Below are 17932 nucleotides of genomic sequence, written 5' to 3'. Positions count from 1 at the left end.
GCCTGTCTGCTAATGACAGGTTTCACTCTAAGTAGTGCAGTACATCCTCGAAGTCGTGCACTGCACCCACTTAAAGTCGCGCGCCACATCCCAAAAGTCGCACACCGCATCCGTAAAGTCATGTACCACCACTCTCAAGTCGTACGCACCCGACCAAACTCGTACACAATATCCCCCCCACCAAGCCACAAAAAAGCACCCGGCCCAATCTCGGACTAAGCGCTCAGGTACTGTTATTCTATTAAATCCTTTACAAATTCCACCACTTCTTCTGCCGTTCCCATTGCCAGTATTCTATCCTTATTCGCTGCCAAATTTTTCTTGGAAAGTTCACGTATTTGTGTTCGTGCAGGTAAAACAGATGTAGCACTCATACTAAATTCGTCTAATCCAAGTCCCAATAATATTGGAATGGCAATAGGATCGCCGGCCATTTCGCCACACATACCAGCCCATTTATTTTCACTATGTGCTGCTTCAATAACATTGTTTACAAGGTTCAATATAGCTGGATGATACGGTTGATAAAGGTAAGAAACCTGTTCATTCATACGATCCGCAGCCATTGTATACTGGATTAAATCGTTTGTTCCTATACTAAAGAAGTCAACCTCTTTTGCAAATTGTTTTGCGATTACTGCAGTTGATGGAATTTCGACCATAATTCCAACCTCTATATGATCCGAAACCTTCACACCTTCATTTTTTAGTGCTTCTTTTTCATCCAATAAAAGTGCTTTCGCTTGACGAAATTCTTCAAGTGTAGCAATCATAGGGAACATTATTTTTAGATTTCCATGTACACTTGCACGTAGTAGTGCACGCAGTTGCGGACGAAAGACATGTTCATTTTCTAAACAGAAACGAATTGCACGATAGCCTAAAAATGGATTAAGTTCTTTCGGCATGTCCAAATAATTTAATTCCTTATCACCACCAACATCCAATGTACGAACAACTACAGGCATGTCACCCATTTGCTCCAGTACGGATTTGTATGCATCATATTGCTCATCTTCAGTTGGTAATTCATTTTTCCCCATGTATAAAAACTCTGTACGATACAGGCCGACTCCTTCGCCCCCATTGTTTATTACACCTTCAACATCATTGGGTGTACCAATGTTTGCGGCTAGTTCTACCTGTTCCCCATCTGCTGAGAAGGTTGGCTCTTCTTTTAATTTAGCCCATTCTTCTTTTTGCTTAGCAAATGCTTCTTGCTTTTCGTGATATGCTGCAAGTTCTTCGTCCGATGGATTGATAAGTATGATACCTTCGTTTCCGTCAACAATTACCAGATCATTTTGCGAAACTGCCGCTGTGATTTCTTTTGTTCCGACAACTGCAGGAATTTCAAGCGAACGTGCCATAATTGCTGAATGTGATGTACGACCACCAATATCTGTTGCAAACCCTTTTACAAATTGCCGATTTAGCTGTGCTGTGTCAGATGGGGTCAAATCATTTGCAAGTACAATTACCTCTTCATCTATTAATGCAGGATTGGGAAAAGATACACCGAGCAAATGTGCCATCACACGTTTTGTCACATCCTGAATATCGGCAGCACGCTCACGCATATATTCATTTTCCATGTTTTTAAACATGTCAATAAACATGTTAGTAACTTCCTCTAAAGCTTCTTCTGCCATCACGTTATCAGATGAAATCTTGTCGTTCATCGGATTGATAAGCTCTGGGTCACTTAAAACCAGAAGATGTGCTGAGAAAATTTCCGCATGCTCGTCACCAAGTTCATCTTTAGTATGTTCCTTGATCTTTTCGAGCTCCTGCTTTGAAATTTCCAGTGCTTTATCTAGTCGCTCTATTTCAACGTTTGGATTATCTATGGATTTCTTTTCAAAAGATAAATCTGGTGATTCCAGATGGTATGCCTTTGCAATTGCAATACCGGACGAGGCTGCAATTCCCTGGATGTTTTTCATATCTATTTCCGCCTTTCAAATTATCAGATAAGCTGTACGCACTCTTACTCTATTTTAAACTTATTCATCGTCTTGTTCAAGGAATCTATCCAAGTCGTGCTCAATCGTTCACAATAGTTGTTTTTCCACCCATCCATAAATTGACGTATATACTTCATCTTTATTCAATTCATTTAATAATTCATGCCGGCGACCCTCAAAAAGCATCGTTGTAATCTTTTCAAGGCCGATCTTTTCGTAGAGATGTGCTGTTTTCCAAGTTCCTTTTGAATAATTGCCAACCGGATCAGCATCCCCGCTTATTATTAATAGTGGGAGGTCTTTTCGAATGGATCGATTTCGCTTTTGGTCATACATTGTTATTAATCCTGACATTAGATCATAGAAAAATCGTGATGTGGGAATAAATCCCGTGTGAGGATCAGCTATATAGGTTTGAACAGCCTTTTCATCACCGGAAAGCCAGTCAAATCCTGTGTTTTTAGGTTTTATTTTTTTATTATATTTGCCAAATGCAAGTGAATTCATAAGTTTGGATTCTTCTTTTGCAGGTAGCATTTCTGCTAATTTCCTACCAGCACGGGATTTTAGTGTTGGAAAATGACCAGTTCCAGACAAAATAGCACCATCAATTTCCGCGCTATATTCCTGCAGGTAATTTCTTATTAAAAAAGATCCCATACTATGTCCCAAGAGAAATATAGGGGTGTGTGGATAATCTAATTTAATTTGTCTTGTTATGGCATACAAATCCTCCGTTGTTTTTGCGAAACCATCCTCTTCGGCAAAATAACCAAGTACCCCCTGCTTTTCACCAGTATTGCCATGTCCCCGTTGATCATTACCATATACAAAAATATTTTTACTGAGCAAATACTCCGCAACCTGATTGTAACGATTTATATGTTCAACCATCCCATGAGAAAGCTGTACAATTGCTTTTGGCTTTTCTCCTTGAGTGAACCATTTTTTTACATAAATTTCGACATTGTCATCCATCTTCATCCAAAACGTTTTTTCCATTAGAGCAACCTTCCTATCCCTGTTGATAGCTTTATTTATAATGATAAAATTAATTAGGAGAAACGTCCAGTTTGTACCACTGGAAGTTTAAAAGCTCTAGCAATTCCCAATAGAACAACAAGAAGAAATGGAAAAAATAATAGATCGTGCAAATCCAAAGGAGGCGAAACTAATGATTTCAAACTTAGGCGAAAGTGTGCAAAGGCATTTGGAAAGATTGGAGAAAAGAAGCAGCGAGAGCAAAAAAGAAGGGATAAAAGAGGGTGAGATGGACAAAGCATTGAAAGTCGCAAAAAGGCTTTTAATGAAGGGAATGCCTATTGATGAAATTGCTGAAATAACTGAACTAAGCAGGGATGAAATCAGGAAATTAGTAACATGAAATTCTTGTACTCTGGAGTGAATAAGAAACTATTTTGGAGCTTGGGTCAAAAAAGGAAAAACTACCCTAAGAAACATAGCACAGGAATTATACGAAAAAATAACTTGCTTTATAAATCAGTATTATGCTAAAGTATTCAATAGGTATTGGTATGTCTGGTTTCTCAAGTGAATCTCCCATGTGGTAGAATTTGTAGGGATGGAACAGACATGTGCTTTTCTACGTATCAGGGGGTGTCTTAGTAATCATGGCTAGTTTAGTAAACATATTATTAGTGGTTGATGCAATTATCATGATTGTACTAATCTTATTACAGTCAGGAGCAAGTGCCGGTCTTTCAGGAGCGATTTCCGGAGGAGCGGAACAATTATTCGGTAAACAAAAAGCACGAGGTTTAGATTTGGTGTTACACCGAAGTACAATAGTTACCGGTGTCTTATTCTTCATACTGGCTTTTCTAAGTGGATATATTGTTTAATAGAAACTAAAAACCCTTATCACAAAAAAAGCGTGATAAGGGTTTTTAGTTTCACGAATGATGTACAATCTATTATAAAGGGTAATATAACTAGTAGGTAACAGCTAAGGAGATGAACTTTAATGAAAGTAGTGCAACCAAAACCTTTTACGTTTGAAGCAGGTCCACGTGCGGTATTGTTATTACACGGGTTTACAGGGCATTCCGCAGACGTAAGAATGCTGGGAAGATTTTTGCAAAAGAAAGGCTATACAAGTCACGCACCTATCTATAGGGGACATGGACTGCCACCAGAGGAATTAATAAAAGCGGGTTCTGAAGAGTGGTGGCAGGATGTGCTAACAGCATTTCAGCATCTTCAGGAACTTGGCTATAAGGAAATTGCTGTAGCAGGACTTTCGCTTGGCGGTGTTTTGGGTTTAAAGCTTGCGTATTCAAAGGGAATAAAAGCAATCATTACCATGTGCTCACCAATGTTTTTTGATAATGAAACACAATTAACGAAGGGCTTTCAATCATTTTCAACAGAGTATAAACAGCTGGAAGGGAAAAATGAAAAAGCAATTCAAGCTGAAGTAGCAGAACTTATGGAAAATTCAACAGACATGTTTAAACAATTAGGTGTGTTTATTACCGATGTGAAAAATGAAATTGATATGATTTATGCTCCAACTATGGTGGCCCAGGCCTGTAAGGATGAAATGATTAATCCAAAAAGCGCCAATTATATTTATGACAATGTTGAATCTGTTGTGAAAGAAATCAAGTGGTATGAAAATTCCGGGCATGTGATTACATTGGATAAAGAAAAGGAACAGTTACATGAGGATATTTATCAGTTCCTGGAAACACTTCATTGGAATGAATGATTATTTTTGGAAAAAAAGGAAAGAATAGGAAGGAAAGAAGGTGAACGAATGAAAGATAAAATACGAGATTTTTTTAAAGAAAATGGAACAAAGCCATTAGCCGTGGATGAACTGGAAGAGGTACTTGAGATAGAAGACGCAGTTGATTTTAAAGAATTAGTAAAAGCATTGAACGAACTTGAAGATACGGGTGAACTTGTACGAACAAGAAAAAATCGCTTCGGTCTACCTGAGAAGATGAATTTGGTTCGTGGCAGAATTCAGGTGCATGCAAAGGGTTTTGCATTTTTGATTCCTGATAATGAGGAACAAACAGATGTATATATACACCATTCTGATCTGGCTTCAGCAATGAATAAGGATAAAGTACTGGTACGTCTGGAGAAGAAGGATGATAATGGGAATCGCCCAGAAGGTACGGTGATTCGAATACTGGAACGTGCCACGCTGCAAGTTGTTGGTACATTTGAAGATAATCGTTCATTCGGCTTTGTGATAGCAGATGACAAACGAATTCCAAATGATATTTTCATCCCTAAAAATAGGGCAAATGGGGCTGTAAGCGGCCATAAGGTTATTGCGCATATTACCAAATATCCAGAGGGTAGAAAAAGTGCTGAAGGAGAAATTATTCACATTCTTGGTCATAAAAATGATCCTGGCATTGATATTATTTCTATTATTCATAAGCATGGAATCAAAATAGACTTTCCTGATGAAGTGCTTGATCAGGCAAAGAATACGTCAGAGATTATTTCCGAAGAAGAACTGGTTGGTCGTCGGGATTTGCGAAACGAGGTTATCGTTACCATTGATGGTGCAGATGCCAAAGATCTGGATGATGCTATAATGGTGAAAAAGCTTGGGAATGGAAATTACAAGCTTGGTGTATACATTGCAGACGTAAGTTATTATGTAGAAAAAGACTCCGCCATGGATAAGGAGGCATATGAGCGTGGAACAAGTGTGTATTTAGTAGATAGAGTTATACCAATGATTCCACACCGTCTCTCCAATGGAATTTGTTCATTGAATCCTAAAATGGATCGGCTGACTCTTGGTTGTGAAATGGAAATTACCGCTTCTGGTGAGGTTGTGAATCATGATATTTTTCAAAGTGTAATTAAAACCGCCGAAAGAATGACCTATACAGATGTAAATAAAATTCTGGTAGATAAAGATGAGGAAATACGAGATAAATATAAAGCACTTGTTTCCATGTTTGAACAAATGGAAAAACTCGCTTCGATTTTAAATGAAAAACGAATGGGAAGAGGAGCGATTGACTTTGAATTTAAAGAGGCACAAGTGCTTGTTGATGAAAATGGGAAGGCAAATGATGTGATTTTGCGTGAGCGATCGGTTGGTGAACGCTTAATTGAAGAATTTATGCTGGTCGCCAACGAAACCGTTGCTGAACATGTTCACTGGATGGATGTTCCATTTATTCATCGTATTCATGAAGATCCAGATCAAGGAAAACTTCAAAGCTTTTTTGAATTTTTAGCAGGACTAGGATATACAGTGAAAGGAACGGCAAATGAGATACATCCACAAGCTTTGCAAAAGGTTATCGAACAAGTGCAAGGTAAACCGGAGGAAATGATTGTATCCAAGCTGATGCTGCGTTCAATGAAACAGGCAAAATATGATCCGCAAAGTATTGGGCACTTTGGTTTGGCAACAGAATTTTATACGCATTTTACTTCACCAATACGCAGATATCCTGATTTAATTGTCCACCGATTAATTCGAACATATCTGATCAACAAACAAATGGATAAAAAAACAATCAATCACTGGAAGGATAATTTGCCTGAGATTGCTAGACATACATCTGAAATGGAGCGAGCTGCCGTAGATGCAGAACGGGAAACAGATGACTTAAAAAAAGCAGAATATATGCAGGGTAAAATCGGCGAGGAATACACTGGTGTGATTAGTTCTGTCACTAACTTTGGTCTATTTGTAGAATTGGAAAATACGATTGAAGGGCTTGTCCACGTCAGCTATCTAACCGATGATTACTATCATCATGATGAAAAAAGCCATGCCATGATCGGTGAGAGAACAGGCAATATTTACCGGATTGGTGATGAGGTAGAAGTCAGAGTAGTTAGTGTAAACACAGATGAGCGCACCGTTGATTTCGAAATGATTCGTGCTGAAAAGCCGAAGAGAAAACGTAAAAAAGGAAAAACAAAGCAGCGTAAATAAAATGAAAGTGAAATACAGAAACCGCTGATCAGTTTTTATAACTGGTTAGTGGTTTTTTTGTACGGGATTTATTTATAATTTTACTTAGGAAATTAGTAAAAGCTATTTTTAAGACTTTCGTCACTTATTGGTAATAAGCGTAAGCCGAAAATAAAACATGCATCATCCTAAGAAATAATGCATATGATTACATTAACTAAATTTGCCTCAGGTAAACTTTATTGTTGACATCAAATTGTTTGTTGTCTATACTACAAGTTAGCTGATATACAATAAAACTTAAATAAACAAGTTGCATTTTGTACAGCACATAAATAATATAGAAATAAATTTACTTCAAACAATCCGATCGATGGATACCGAAGGAGGATTTTCATGACAGAGGAAGTTATGCTTGCATTTTTATTTACCTTGTTTGCAGGTCTTGCTACAGGGATAGGGAGTTTATTGGCATTTTTTGCAAAAACAACAAATACGAAATTTTTATCTGTTGCATTAGGCTTTTCAGCAGGAGTAATGATCTATGTCTCGTTCATTGATATTTTTCCGAAGGCTCAAGAAGCATTAGTTGGGGATCTTGGTGATGAACGAGGTTACTGGGTAACAGTTATTGCGTTTTTTGCAGGGATGCTGTTAATTGCGCTCATTGATAAGTTTATTCCTAAAAATAAAAACCCTCATGAGCTTAAAAAGGTAGAGGATATGCAAAAATCCGGAGCAACAGCAAAGGATCCAGAACTATTAAAAATGGGTGTCTTTACAGCTCTGGCAATTGGTATCCATAATTTTCCTGAAGGTATCGCAACATTTGTTTCAACCCTGCAGGATCCAGCACTAGGATTGGCAATAGCAATAGCGGTGGCAATTCATAATATACCAGAGGGAATCGCAGTTTCTGTACCGATTTACTATGCAACAAATGATAAGAAGAAAGCTTTTCGCCTATCCTTTTTATCCGGATTGGCTGAACCAGTAGGGGCGATTGTAGCGTTCTTGATCTTGATGCCATTTTTGAATGATGTTGTGTTTGGCGTAATATTTGCGATGGTGGCAGGTATTATGGTATTTATCTCCTTGGATGAATTGCTGCCAGCGGCAAAAAAATATGACGAGACACATCTTTCCATCTATGGCGTTATTGGTGGGATGGCAGTTATGGCATTAAGTCTATTATTAATTATTTAGATGACGCATGTTCTAATTTAAATTGGAATAGCAGCGGGAATTTTGGTAAAATGGAGTTCCATGTAAGCAAGGAGGAAGTCTTATGCCAAGAGGACAAGGAAAAACAATCGCACAAAATAAAAAAGCATCCCATGATTATTTTATAGAAGAGACCTATGAAGCTGGAATTGTATTACAGGGAACGGAGATTAAATCACTTAGAAATGGGCGTGTTAATATAAAAGATTCCCATGCGAGAATTGATCGTGGGGAAGTGAAATTGATCAATCTGCATATTGCGGAATACGAACAGGGAAATCGTTATAATCATGATCCAACCCGTACCCGTAAACTTCTCCTGCATCGAAAGGAAATTGATAAATTAATCGGATTGACACAACAACAGGGTTTTGCACTTATCCCACTTAAAATCTATATAAAAAATGGATATGCCAAAATTTTGCTAGGACTTGGAAGAGGGAAAAAGAAATACGATAAGCGGGAAGATCTCAAACGCAAGCAAATGAAGCGTGATGTGGATCGTGCGTTAAAGGATCATATGAGATAGTTCTTGTAATTCCTTCCAGCGCTTGATTTAAGTGAGATTTCTGATATAATAAGAAGTGTTCGATAAGATATAATTAAATAAATGCTCAGCTACTACCGAGCGTTTCTCATTCTAAATGGGGGCGTTACGGATTCGACAGGGGTAGATTGAGCTCAAGGTTGCGCGTCGAGGTTACGGCTCGTAAAACGTTACTCGCCTAAATATAACTGGCAAAACTAATAATCAACCTGCTTTAGCAGCTGCGTAAGTAGCCTAAAGCGATCCTTCCTGCACTTGCCCGTGGTGCAGATCGAAGGGTCTCAAATGAAGCGGGCTATATTAGCATCCACCGTCTGAGGATGTTAATCGAATCCAATCAGACTAGCTACTTTGAAGCGTGTTGGTAGGCTGAAAAGGTTAGCGAATGATAATATACCAACTATGCGTGTAGAAGCCTGAGTGGCGATATCTCTGGACGTGGGTTCGATTCCCACCGTCTCCACCAATACATATGTTGGTGGTTTTTTTGTGCTTATTGTAATGTAAAGCGTCAGACCTGATGCAGAAAAATTGAAAGAACTAATAAAAGACGTTCTTTGATTTCATTTATTATCAAAGTGCGTTTTTTTATGCTTTCAAAAAGTTCTAATTTATATATTCAATATTTTTGAAACCTTATATTCAATAATTATTGAATTATTCATTCAGTTAACTTATAATAATTTCAAACAAGAAAATACTCTAAGAGGTGATTTTATGGAAATAATACATGCGACAAGTAGAAAAAGAGAAACGTATGATGTTCAGTTAGCTTATTCTCCACTATGGGAATGTGCTCTTGGGATTGCAGCAGTAACGAATTCCCGGTTAATTAACACATTAGAAAAACCAGCAACTTACTGGGAAGAACTTAAAGGAACACTTTCAACAGACCTTTTAAATCTTTTGGATTATGTGGAGAAGAACAATACTTGGAAAGCACTATTACAATTACTTCATCAAAATGAAGGTAATAACTTAAGTGAGTTTTGTTCCAGTGTCAAATTGTTGCAGGCTACTGATTTAAAATTCATTTGTCTACCTTTTATCGGGGATAAATTTCAACATTTAAGGGAAAGTGCTGCTCATGGAGAAGAGGGTGCTATCTTAGAACTGAAAAGAATAACATGTGAAAATCCCTTTTTTCCTCAGTACATAGAATTCATTAGTAAAGCTGATGCAAATGAGCTTAAATCTCATCTGATTGAGGTTATGACAGGATGGTACGAATCAGTAATTACTCCCAATCTAGAACAGACGCAACAAATATTACAAACCGATTATCAATCTAAAAATCAAATGAAAGAAAAAATGTCTCCCGAAGAACTTGTTCAATGGGCAACTGGGGGAGTCAACTATCTACCTGAACCAAGTGTTCATAAAGTTTTACTTATTCCACAGTATGTCTATCGTCCTTGGAACATTGAAGCAGATCTTGAAGAGACAAAAGTATTTTACTACCCAGTAGCAAACGATAGTTTATCACCAAATGATAAATATATGCCAAGCAATTTCTTAGTACAAAAGCATAAGGCACTGGGAGATGAGGTTAGGCTTCGGCTAGTAAAATTGTTATCGGAAAATGATCGTTCATTACAAAATCTAACAGAACAGTTAAATATGGGTAAAACGACAATTCATCATCACTTAAAAATATTACGGGCAGCTAAACTTGTTGAGATGAGCGGATCGAAATATTCCCTTAAAGCTAATGTATTGGGACTGCTTTTCAAGGAATTAGACCAGTACATCAAACAATGATTAAAGGAGAGCTTATGAATTCATCTATATTTAAAAACCGTTCGTTTGTTTCAACATGGTTAGGAAATGGAATATCCGAATTAGGCGGTGCCTTTGGAACATTTTGTAATTCTATTCTAATATACCAAATTACCGGTTCTACTTTAGCATTAGGAAGTATGTGGCTTTTGTATTTTATCCCATCACTAATTCTTCAACTATTCATCGGTCCCTATATAGACCGTTGGAGCAGAAAATGGATTATGGTTCTCTCACAATGGACAAGGGGAATTATATTTATCATCCCTCTTGCTGCCTTACTATCAGGCTATCTTGAGGTTTGGCATATTTATGCTGTTCAAGGGATAATTGGATTATTCACACCTTTCTATGTCCCAGCAAATCATGCGATTACTCCGACTATTGTAACAAAAGAACAATTACAGTCAGCGAACGCATACATTGATGGAACTGTCCGTTTAATGACCTTTTTATCTCCAATAATGGCTGGAGTAATAATCGAGTATATTGGTGTTCCATTTACCTTAATGCTCGTAAGTTTGCTACTTATTATGAGTGGGATTACATTACTTTTCATTCAGGAACAGAAAAACCAACTGCAAGTACGAAAAACTTGGGTTTCTGATTTTAGAGAAGGAATTTCTTTTTTCTTTACACAGGCGATTATTGTATGGTTGGGGGTTTTTCTAGCATTTGTTCAATTTGGAGTGGGAGTGACTATGGTTACAACACTTCCATATATTACGGAAGTTTTAGGAGGGACCTATGCTGAATATGGGTATTTTATGGCGGGCTTTCCCATTGGCTACATAATAGGTGCTATACTGGTATCAAAAATAAAATATAAAAGCCGCAGATTTCTCATGCTCGGTTCTCTTTTCATAGGTGGCATGACATTCATGGCACTTTGTATTATCCATAGTATCCCTTTAGCAATAACAACAGAAGTTATTGGTGGAATTGTAATGGCTATTTTTAATATTCATAATACGACTATCTGCCAACAAACCGTACCAAATCGCCTCATGGGAAAAGTATTTTCAGTTCGTTTATTAATTATAAGAGGAGCCATGCCAATGGGGGTGCTTATAGGTGGGATATTTAGTGAAATGTTGGGAGTAAGGCCATTGTATCTCTTAATCGGTCTAATCATTATTGTTGTATCAGGAGTAGGAATGTGTTTACCATATTTTAAATTCATTGATGAAGAAAATAGTCAAGAAAAAATAGTTTCTTAGTGGGGAAAGGTCTGTTGCTTTGAGGTTAATGGGTAGAGTTTCCCTAAACAAGAGATTGCACCCTTGCTCAATTAATGGTAAAGGATATTGAATAAGAATTTTTTTTTAAAGGTGTATACAAATGTATACAAAAGAGAGGTGATTGAATGGATAAAGATTTTCGTAACAAAACATTTCGGGGGGGCAAAAATTGAAGATGTTATTTTAGAGTTAGAAAAACTAAGTTTGATGTGTGAAGAAAAAGTTAAAAGTAGCGAACAGCTAGATAGACAACGCTTCTATGAAGGAATGGCGATTGCTTATACAACTATTGTGTTGAAGTTAAAAGGGGATTTTGACTATATTGAGCCAACTGTAATTGATGAATTATATAGTGCAGTTGAAAAAACATCACAACCAAATAACACTGAACATCTCGATACTTGTTCTTTCTGTCTCAGGAACAAGGAAGAAGTTGGAGAATTGGCAATGGGACCTGGAGTTTCTATATGTGGTGAATGTCTACAATTTGGAGCCGATGTTATTCATACAAAGATAAAGTGATTAAACAAACGAGGCATTACTGGAAGAATGGTAACATAAAAAAAGACGCTCAAGGCATCTTTAACGTTCACGTTCCTTTAATTTTTCATTTTGTTTCTCCCAAAAGTCTGGTGGAATGTACGAAATAAGGGAATAGTCTATTTCATTGCCCTTTTGTGTTGATAATTGAACAAGTAAATTTTCCTCTTTATCTAAAGGATTTATATCTGCTGTGGTAATTGTAATTACTTGTACACCATTTCTTTTTGGATTACCGACAACCACAACTTGATTTCCTTTTGTAAATACAGCGGTTACTTCCGTTTGAAAAGCGACAATATACAAATCGAGTGCCTTTTCATCCTGGAACATTGGAATGGAAAGGCCAATATTATGCTCAAAGTCATACAAGGAAGACATACCAATATCATATGTGGTAAACAATCGGTGAAGCGCATAGTGTATCCGGTCAGGAACATAGCTCCATCTTCCACCACTAACCGAACTGTGCCAATGTTCTTCATATACGGGTCTTTCATAATCAGGCTTATTCACTGTTACATCAAAAGGAATTTGATTTCCGTTATGAAGTACCTCTGCAGTTGATTCTATTTTTGATGGGAAAGGCAGCTCTTGCCACGGTGGGTCTTGAATAGTTACCGGATCAGGAGGTTCCAGGTTGTCAATTTGTTGCCTAAGTTTCTTTATTAGTTCTTTTAACTCCTCATTTGCCTTTTTTAAATCATGTGGAGTAACAGATGCTTCCACATTCGACAATGGAGTTATAACACAACTTACCATTAATAAACTAAGGATAATAACGAAACAACTTCGAAAAAAGTTCATTTTAGCACCTCAAAAGTATTATTTGATCTTGAGATAAAAAAATACATATTCATTGTTCAACTATTGTTCAATAAAGCAGCAAAAGCAAAAATAAAATTCGCCCCATAAACGGAAGCGAAAAGAGGCACTCGTTATTTTTTGAATAATCTATTGAAAAATGATTTCTTTTCATTTGCTTTTTCTTCTGCCTCAGCAGCGGCAATTTGTTTCTGTGTTTCCAAGCGTTCACTAATTGTTTTCATTAAAATTTTGTCCCGTTCATTGAGACGGAATTCAATATATTCATGCTGTTTGTCCATTTTTTTATGCAATGCTTCAATTTGTTCATTTTGATAAATGATTAACCCTTTTAACTCATCATATTGCTTACTGTATCGTTCAATATCAGGTGTGACGCTTGGCGCTTCGGTCTGTATTGGATCCTTATCAAACCGCTTCAATACAATGTTTGCGGCTTGTTCCACTGTAACGTTTGACTTATCTCGTAATTCTTTTAGATACCTTAACACCATAATGTCTTTTTCAACGAACAGTCTGGAATTGCTTTTCGATTTTAAAATGTCATAACCAACTGCTTCTAATTGCCGTGCATATTTTCTGACAGTAGGAACAGCTATTCCTAGCATTGCGGCAATCTCACTTGTTGAATAGGCCTTTTCGGTCGTTACGGCTTCACTACCCAAATTATCACCCCCATTTAATTAATTCAACATCTGCATGTGATTTTCCTCTAAATTTATTAGGAATTTAGCAACACAGTTCTTTGTATAACTTATTTTTATCGCACTGTAACTGGTTGTAAGACTTCCACTTCAAGAATTAAGGAAACATTAAAATTCTAAGTGGGAGATTCAACAGCTAGTAACGGCCCGATTGGTTCAAGGGCCTTTAGGTCATACCGTGCGGTGCTAACATTCAGTGGGGGAGAAAAGTAAACCCCCACTGAATGAAGTTTCACTTTATAAAAAAACATTTTACATAATTACTTTAAATAAGAAGAAAATAATTCAGGAGAAATCTTTTGCAGCATCAATTAATGAATAAGGAGGGTTTCCAGTGGGTGAATATAGTCACTTTCGTGTTGGGCAAAAAGCACCGAATAATGGTGTTTATATGGAAATTGGAGAAACAGGCAGTAATGTAAATGACCCCAAAATAATCGAGCTTAAAGCAGGAGAAAAGTTTCCACAAACCAAGAATCATAATAGGGTTTGGACATATGATAAAAATCATTAATTTTTATCCGTTACTCAGTAATATAAGTTTAATAACTGCGCTAGGAGAAAATTCCAATCTCTTAGTGCAGTTATTTATGTTTCCATATTTTCATAATAAATCATCATTATACTATTAATCCCTGTTTATAAGCGTTAAAATAGACATGTCCAAGATATAGAAAGGAGTAATTATGGTGAGTACATATCCAAATGTGAATGAAACGAAGGAGCTTATAAAGCAATTAGTTTTGATACCAAGTCCTACAGGCAATACTGGAAAAGTAATTCAATTTGTAGAGGATTATTTGAAAGAATTAAAAGTGGAAACAAAGCGTAATCGCAAAGGCGGGTTAATCGCAACATTGCCTGGTGCAAATAATCATGAACATCGAATGCTAACTGCACATGTAGATACACTTGCTGCCATGGTGAAGGAAGTAAAATCGAATGGTCGACTTCGCCTCGATTTGATTGGTGGGTTTAAATATAATGCGATTGAAGGGGAGTACTGTGAAATCCACACGACCAGTGGCAAGGTGTACACGGGAACTATTTTGATGCATCAAACATCTGTTCATGTATATAAAAATGCCGGTGAAGCAAAACGCAATCAGGAAAATATGGAAGTTCGTATTGATGCGAAGGTAGAAAATGCAGATGAAATTCGGGAGCTAGGCATTGAGGTAGGAGATTTTGTTTCCTTTGATCCTCGTATGCAACAGACAGATAAAGGTTTCATTAAATCCCGCCATTTAGATGATAAAGCGAGTGTTGGCATCCTGCTGCAGCTGATAAAAAGATTGAAACATGAAAATATTACCTTGCCATACACGACTCATTTTCTGATTTCGAATAATGAGGAAATTGGTTATGGTGGAAATTCGAATATTACACCTGAAACAGTTGAGTATCTGGCAGTTGACATGGGGGCAATGGGGGACGGCCAGTCAACGGATGAATATACCGTTTCCATTTGTGTGAAAGATGCAAGTGGGCCATATCATTACGAGCTCAGAAAACATCTCACCAAACTTGCAGAAACAAATGAGATTGGTTATAAATTGGATATTTATCCTTATTACGGATCAGATGCTTCTGCAGCTATCCGGGCAGGCCATGATATCATTCATGGATTGATTGGACCTGGGATTGATTCATCACATGCCTATGAAAGAACGCATGAAACTTCATTGAATAATACGGAACAATTATTGTATCATTATGTTCTGTCAGATATGGTTTCTTATTAAATAGAAAAACGAACTTACCAAACTGCTGGTAAGTTCGTTTTATTAAAGTACGTACAAATAAACACATAAAAAATGAAACAGGCTTCCAATTAATATAAATATATGAAATATCTCGTGAAAGCCGAAGTGTTTAAATGATAAAAATTTTGGTTTTAACCAATAAATAAGTGCACCAACTGTATACACTAACCCACCAATAATTAGCATAAGCATTCCATTGGTTCCTAAAACTGGTGCAAGGGAAGAGCTGAAGAAAACAACGATCCAACCCATCGCAACATATAAGGCTGTTGATAACCATCTGGGTGCATGGAACCAGACCAATTTAAAGGTAACCCCGATTAAAGCAATGCTGCTTATCACCGAAAATAAAACCCAGCCTGTTACTCCATTTAGGCTGATCAGACATAATGGTGTATATGTTCCAGCAATTAGCACGAAAATCATCGAGTGATCAATTCTGCGTAGAAACGCAATTATATGATCTTTTGCAACAACCATATGATATGTAGCTGAAGCAGCGTACAACAGGATCATACTTATACCAAAAATAGCGACAGCAGTAATAGCTAGTGCAGATTCTGTTACAGTTGATGCTTTCATTACCATGGCTATTAATCCCAGCGCAGATAGAACTGCTCCAAACAAATGAGTAAATCCATTAATAGGTTCCCGAATATAAGCTCCCAATTTATCAACACCTTTATATTATGTAGTTATTAAAACTATATGATCATGATATACTCATTTCAACATGTAGTCAATGTTTACCAAAAAAAGAATTTATCGTATAATAGACTCAAATAACTAATTGGAGTTTTAACATGAAAAATATGAATGAATTAATTGAAGAATTACACCTTGATACCCGATTATCCTTAGAAGATATACCGGATCTGGATTTGTATATGGATCAGGTAATTCAACTATTTGAAAAAAAGTTTTCAGCAACTAAACGCAAAGAGGATGATAAAGTTTTAACAAAAACAATGATCAATAACTATGCAAAAGGGAAATTATTTTTTTCAATCAAAAACAAAAAATATTCTAAAGACCATTTAATACTGATAAGCATGATTTATCAGTTGAAAGGTGCTTTGTCGATCAATGATGTAAAACAGACATTGGATAAACTGAATACAAAAATGATGAATCATGAATTTGATCTGCAAAGCCTCTATAACTGTTATCTTCAGTTGCTTGATATCAATATTGAAATGTTTAAAAAGGATCTTCATGAACATAAAAAAGAAGTAACTAACAAAGTCGTTAAACTGGAAGATAATGATGAACAGTATTTGGAACAGTTCTTACTTGCAGCAACGTTTACAAGCATGAGTAATTTTTACCGAAGGGCAGCAGAGAATATCATTGATGAACTGGGAACAACAAAAAAGGATGATTAATAGAAAGAAGGTATATGAGATGAAATTGAGTATTCTTGATCAGGCACCGATATCTACTGGAGCAACTCCTAAGGAAGCTCTGACTGCTACCATTGAGCTTGCAAAGCTTGCTGATGAATTAGGATATACGAGGTACTGGGTTGCTGAGCATCATGATTTACCAGGGTTGGCAAGTCCCGCACCTGATATCATTCTAGGTATCATTGGTGCCCAAACTGAAAACATCCGGATTGGTTCAGGTGCTGTATTACTGCCACATTATAAAGCTTTTAACATTGCAGAAAGATATAATATGCTGGCAACTTTATTTCCAGGAAGGGTAGATTTAGGGATAGGGCGTGCACCTGGTGGTTCTGCGGAAGTAACGATGGCTTTATCGGATAATTTTCTTGAGCAGGTACGTAAAATGCCGGAAACACTGGATGATTTATTAGCCTTTTTAGATCATCGTTTCCCGGCTGAGCATATGTTTTCAAAAATAAAACCGACACCTATTCCAGAAACTTCACCGGTTCCCTGGCTGCTCGGAACAAGTGAAAAGAGTGCGATTTTAGCAGCGGAAAAAGGAATAGCTTATGCGTTTGGTGATTTTATGACCGATCAGGATGGACCTTCCATTGTCAGAAAATACTTGGAAGATTCTCAGGCAAAACAATCACTTATCGCAGTTTCGGTTATTTGTGCTGAAACAACCGGGGAAGCCGAAGAACTCAGCACCAGCAGTCAGTTATGGAAGGCTCAACAAGCAAAAGGAGAAGGAAAAGGTGGCGTTCCTTCTATAAAAGAAGCTAAAGCATTTGATTACTCCAATGAGGAAAAATCAATGATACAGAACATGAAGAAAAACATGATAATAGGTAATCCAAGCGAGGTAAAGGATCAGCTTGAAGAACTCCAGGAAAAATACCAAACAGATGAGTTTATGATTGTTACGATAACACATAGCTATGAGGCCAGAAGAAAATCCTATGAATTGGTTGCCAGAGAATTTAAACTATTTTAGATTTTATGATAGAATAAAATCAAG

Annotated in this window: 18 protein-coding genes and 1 other RNA gene; 14 read left to right on the top strand and 5 right to left on the bottom strand. The window is 36.9% G+C overall.

Annotated features, from left to right (window positions below):
• Positions 1-233 precede the first annotated feature (233 nt).
• Both ptsP and AC6HVZ_RS13730 read right to left on the bottom strand, forming a co-directional pair.
• Positions 234-1946 carry a phosphoenolpyruvate--protein phosphotransferase gene (ptsP, locus tag AC6HVZ_RS13735; protein WP_497558738.1) on the bottom strand — a complete coding sequence of 571 codons (1713 nt, stop codon included), beginning with the start codon at positions 1944-1946 and terminating at the stop codon, positions 234-236.
• Positions 1947-2054: 108 nt separating this feature from the next.
• Complete coding sequence (locus tag AC6HVZ_RS13730; protein ID WP_497558737.1) at positions 2055-2969, bottom strand: alpha/beta hydrolase; 915 nt, start codon at positions 2967-2969, stop codon at positions 2055-2057.
• Between the two features lie 172 nt (positions 2970-3141).
• Between AC6HVZ_RS13730 and AC6HVZ_RS13725 the strand changes: the two genes are divergently transcribed.
• From AC6HVZ_RS13725 to AC6HVZ_RS13680, 10 genes are all read left to right on the top strand, one after another.
• Positions 3142-3351, top strand: coding sequence for an Rpn/YhgA-type helix-turn-helix domain-containing protein (locus AC6HVZ_RS13725; protein WP_497558736.1), 210 nt, complete (start codon positions 3142-3144; stop codon positions 3349-3351).
• 247 nt (positions 3352-3598) lie between these two features.
• Positions 3599-3829, top strand: coding sequence for a preprotein translocase subunit SecG (gene secG, locus AC6HVZ_RS13720; protein ID WP_497558735.1), 231 nt, complete (start codon positions 3599-3601; stop codon positions 3827-3829).
• Between the two features lie 122 nt (positions 3830-3951).
• Positions 3952-4698: an alpha/beta hydrolase gene (locus AC6HVZ_RS13715; protein WP_497558734.1), complete on the top strand. Its 747-nt coding sequence runs from the start codon at positions 3952-3954 to the stop codon at positions 4696-4698.
• A 48-nt stretch (positions 4699-4746) separates the two neighbouring features.
• On the top strand, positions 4747-6915 hold the full coding sequence (gene rnr, locus AC6HVZ_RS13710) for a ribonuclease R (RefSeq protein ID WP_497558733.1): 2169 nt from the start codon (positions 4747-4749) through the stop codon (positions 6913-6915).
• Between the two features lie 375 nt (positions 6916-7290).
• The gene (zupT, locus tag AC6HVZ_RS13705; protein ID WP_497558732.1) at positions 7291-8100 is read left to right on the top strand and encodes a zinc transporter ZupT; all 810 of its coding nucleotides are present in this window, start codon (positions 7291-7293) and stop codon (positions 8098-8100) included.
• An 82-nt stretch (positions 8101-8182) separates the two neighbouring features.
• Complete coding sequence (gene smpB, locus AC6HVZ_RS13700) at positions 8183-8647, top strand: SsrA-binding protein SmpB (protein WP_497558731.1); 465 nt, start codon at positions 8183-8185, stop codon at positions 8645-8647.
• 117 nt (positions 8648-8764) lie between these two features.
• Positions 8765-9131, top strand: a transfer-messenger RNA (tmRNA) gene (gene ssrA, locus AC6HVZ_RS13695).
• Between the two features lie 251 nt (positions 9132-9382).
• Positions 9383-10426, top strand: coding sequence for an ArsR/SmtB family transcription factor (locus AC6HVZ_RS13690; RefSeq protein ID WP_497558730.1), 1044 nt, complete (start codon positions 9383-9385; stop codon positions 10424-10426).
• Between the two features lie 14 nt (positions 10427-10440).
• Complete coding sequence (locus AC6HVZ_RS13685) at positions 10441-11664, top strand: MFS transporter (RefSeq protein WP_497558751.1); 1224 nt, start codon at positions 10441-10443, stop codon at positions 11662-11664.
• Between the two features lie 87 nt (positions 11665-11751).
• Positions 11752-12207: a ClpX C4-type zinc finger protein gene (locus AC6HVZ_RS13680; protein ID WP_497558729.1), complete on the top strand. Its 456-nt coding sequence runs from the start codon at positions 11752-11754 to the stop codon at positions 12205-12207.
• A gap of 60 nt (positions 12208-12267) precedes the next feature.
• Here the strand turns inward: AC6HVZ_RS13680 and AC6HVZ_RS13675 are convergent, their stop codons facing one another.
• Positions 12268-13032, bottom strand: coding sequence for a hypothetical protein (locus AC6HVZ_RS13675; protein ID WP_497558728.1), 765 nt, complete (start codon positions 13030-13032; stop codon positions 12268-12270).
• 131 nt (positions 13033-13163) lie between these two features.
• Entirely contained in the window at positions 13164-13715 is a 552-nt protein-coding gene (locus tag AC6HVZ_RS13670; RefSeq protein WP_497558727.1) for a DUF3967 domain-containing protein, read from the bottom strand.
• 373 nt (positions 13716-14088) lie between these two features.
• On the opposite strand from AC6HVZ_RS13670, the gene AC6HVZ_RS13665 reads away from it, so the two are divergent.
• Both AC6HVZ_RS13665 and AC6HVZ_RS13660 read left to right on the top strand, forming a co-directional pair.
• Entirely contained in the window at positions 14089-14268 is a 180-nt protein-coding gene (locus AC6HVZ_RS13665) for a YjzC family protein (RefSeq protein WP_497558726.1), read from the top strand.
• A gap of 172 nt (positions 14269-14440) precedes the next feature.
• Entirely contained in the window at positions 14441-15499 is a 1059-nt protein-coding gene (locus AC6HVZ_RS13660; protein ID WP_497558725.1) for a M42 family metallopeptidase, read from the top strand.
• A gap of 42 nt (positions 15500-15541) precedes the next feature.
• Here AC6HVZ_RS13660 and trhA read toward each other — a convergent pair whose 3' ends face one another.
• Positions 15542-16189 carry a PAQR family membrane homeostasis protein TrhA gene (gene trhA, locus AC6HVZ_RS13655; protein WP_497558724.1) on the bottom strand — a complete coding sequence of 216 codons (648 nt, stop codon included), beginning with the start codon at positions 16187-16189 and terminating at the stop codon, positions 15542-15544.
• Positions 16190-16323: 134 nt separating this feature from the next.
• Between trhA and AC6HVZ_RS13650 the strand changes: the two genes are divergently transcribed.
• Both AC6HVZ_RS13650 and AC6HVZ_RS13645 read left to right on the top strand, forming a co-directional pair.
• Positions 16324-16905 (top strand): DUF1836 domain-containing protein, encoded by a 582-nt coding sequence (locus AC6HVZ_RS13650; protein ID WP_497558723.1) that lies wholly within the window; start codon positions 16324-16326, stop codon positions 16903-16905.
• A 19-nt stretch (positions 16906-16924) separates the two neighbouring features.
• Complete coding sequence (locus AC6HVZ_RS13645; protein WP_497558722.1) at positions 16925-17908, top strand: LLM class flavin-dependent oxidoreductase; 984 nt, start codon at positions 16925-16927, stop codon at positions 17906-17908.
• The last annotated feature ends 24 nt before the right edge of the window (positions 17909-17932 follow it).

It is taken from the genome of Oceanobacillus sp. NCCP-135, from assembly GCF_059698015.1.
This window is presented reverse-complemented; position numbering and strand designations above follow the sequence as displayed.

Coding starts and splice junctions, on each gene's coding strand:
- AC6HVZ_RS13685 (WP_497558751.1), top strand. CDS start 10,441: ATGAATTCATCTATATTTAAAAACCGTTCGTTTGTTTCAACATGGTTA.
- secG (WP_497558735.1), top strand. CDS start 3,599: ATGGCTAGTTTAGTAAACATATTATTAGTGGTTGATGCAATTATCATG.
- AC6HVZ_RS13715 (WP_497558734.1), top strand. CDS start 3,952: ATGAAAGTAGTGCAACCAAAACCTTTTACGTTTGAAGCAGGTCCACGT.
- AC6HVZ_RS13690 (WP_497558730.1), top strand. CDS start 9,383: ATGGAAATAATACATGCGACAAGTAGAAAAAGAGAAACGTATGATGTT.
- AC6HVZ_RS13645 (WP_497558722.1), top strand. CDS start 16,925: ATGAAATTGAGTATTCTTGATCAGGCACCGATATCTACTGGAGCAACT.
- ptsP (WP_497558738.1), bottom strand. CDS start 1,946: ATGAAAAACATCCAGGGAATTGCAGCCTCGTCCGGTATTGCAATTGCA.
- AC6HVZ_RS13660 (WP_497558725.1), top strand. CDS start 14,441: ATGGTGAGTACATATCCAAATGTGAATGAAACGAAGGAGCTTATAAAG.
- AC6HVZ_RS13730 (WP_497558737.1), bottom strand. CDS start 2,969: ATGGAAAAAACGTTTTGGATGAAGATGGATGACAATGTCGAAATTTAT.
- AC6HVZ_RS13650 (WP_497558723.1), top strand. CDS start 16,324: ATGAAAAATATGAATGAATTAATTGAAGAATTACACCTTGATACCCGA.
- AC6HVZ_RS13725 (WP_497558736.1), top strand. CDS start 3,142: ATGATTTCAAACTTAGGCGAAAGTGTGCAAAGGCATTTGGAAAGATTG.
- smpB (WP_497558731.1), top strand. CDS start 8,183: ATGCCAAGAGGACAAGGAAAAACAATCGCACAAAATAAAAAAGCATCC.
- AC6HVZ_RS13675 (WP_497558728.1), bottom strand. CDS start 13,032: ATGAACTTTTTTCGAAGTTGTTTCGTTATTATCCTTAGTTTATTAATG.
- rnr (WP_497558733.1), top strand. CDS start 4,747: ATGAAAGATAAAATACGAGATTTTTTTAAAGAAAATGGAACAAAGCCA.
- zupT (WP_497558732.1), top strand. CDS start 7,291: ATGACAGAGGAAGTTATGCTTGCATTTTTATTTACCTTGTTTGCAGGT.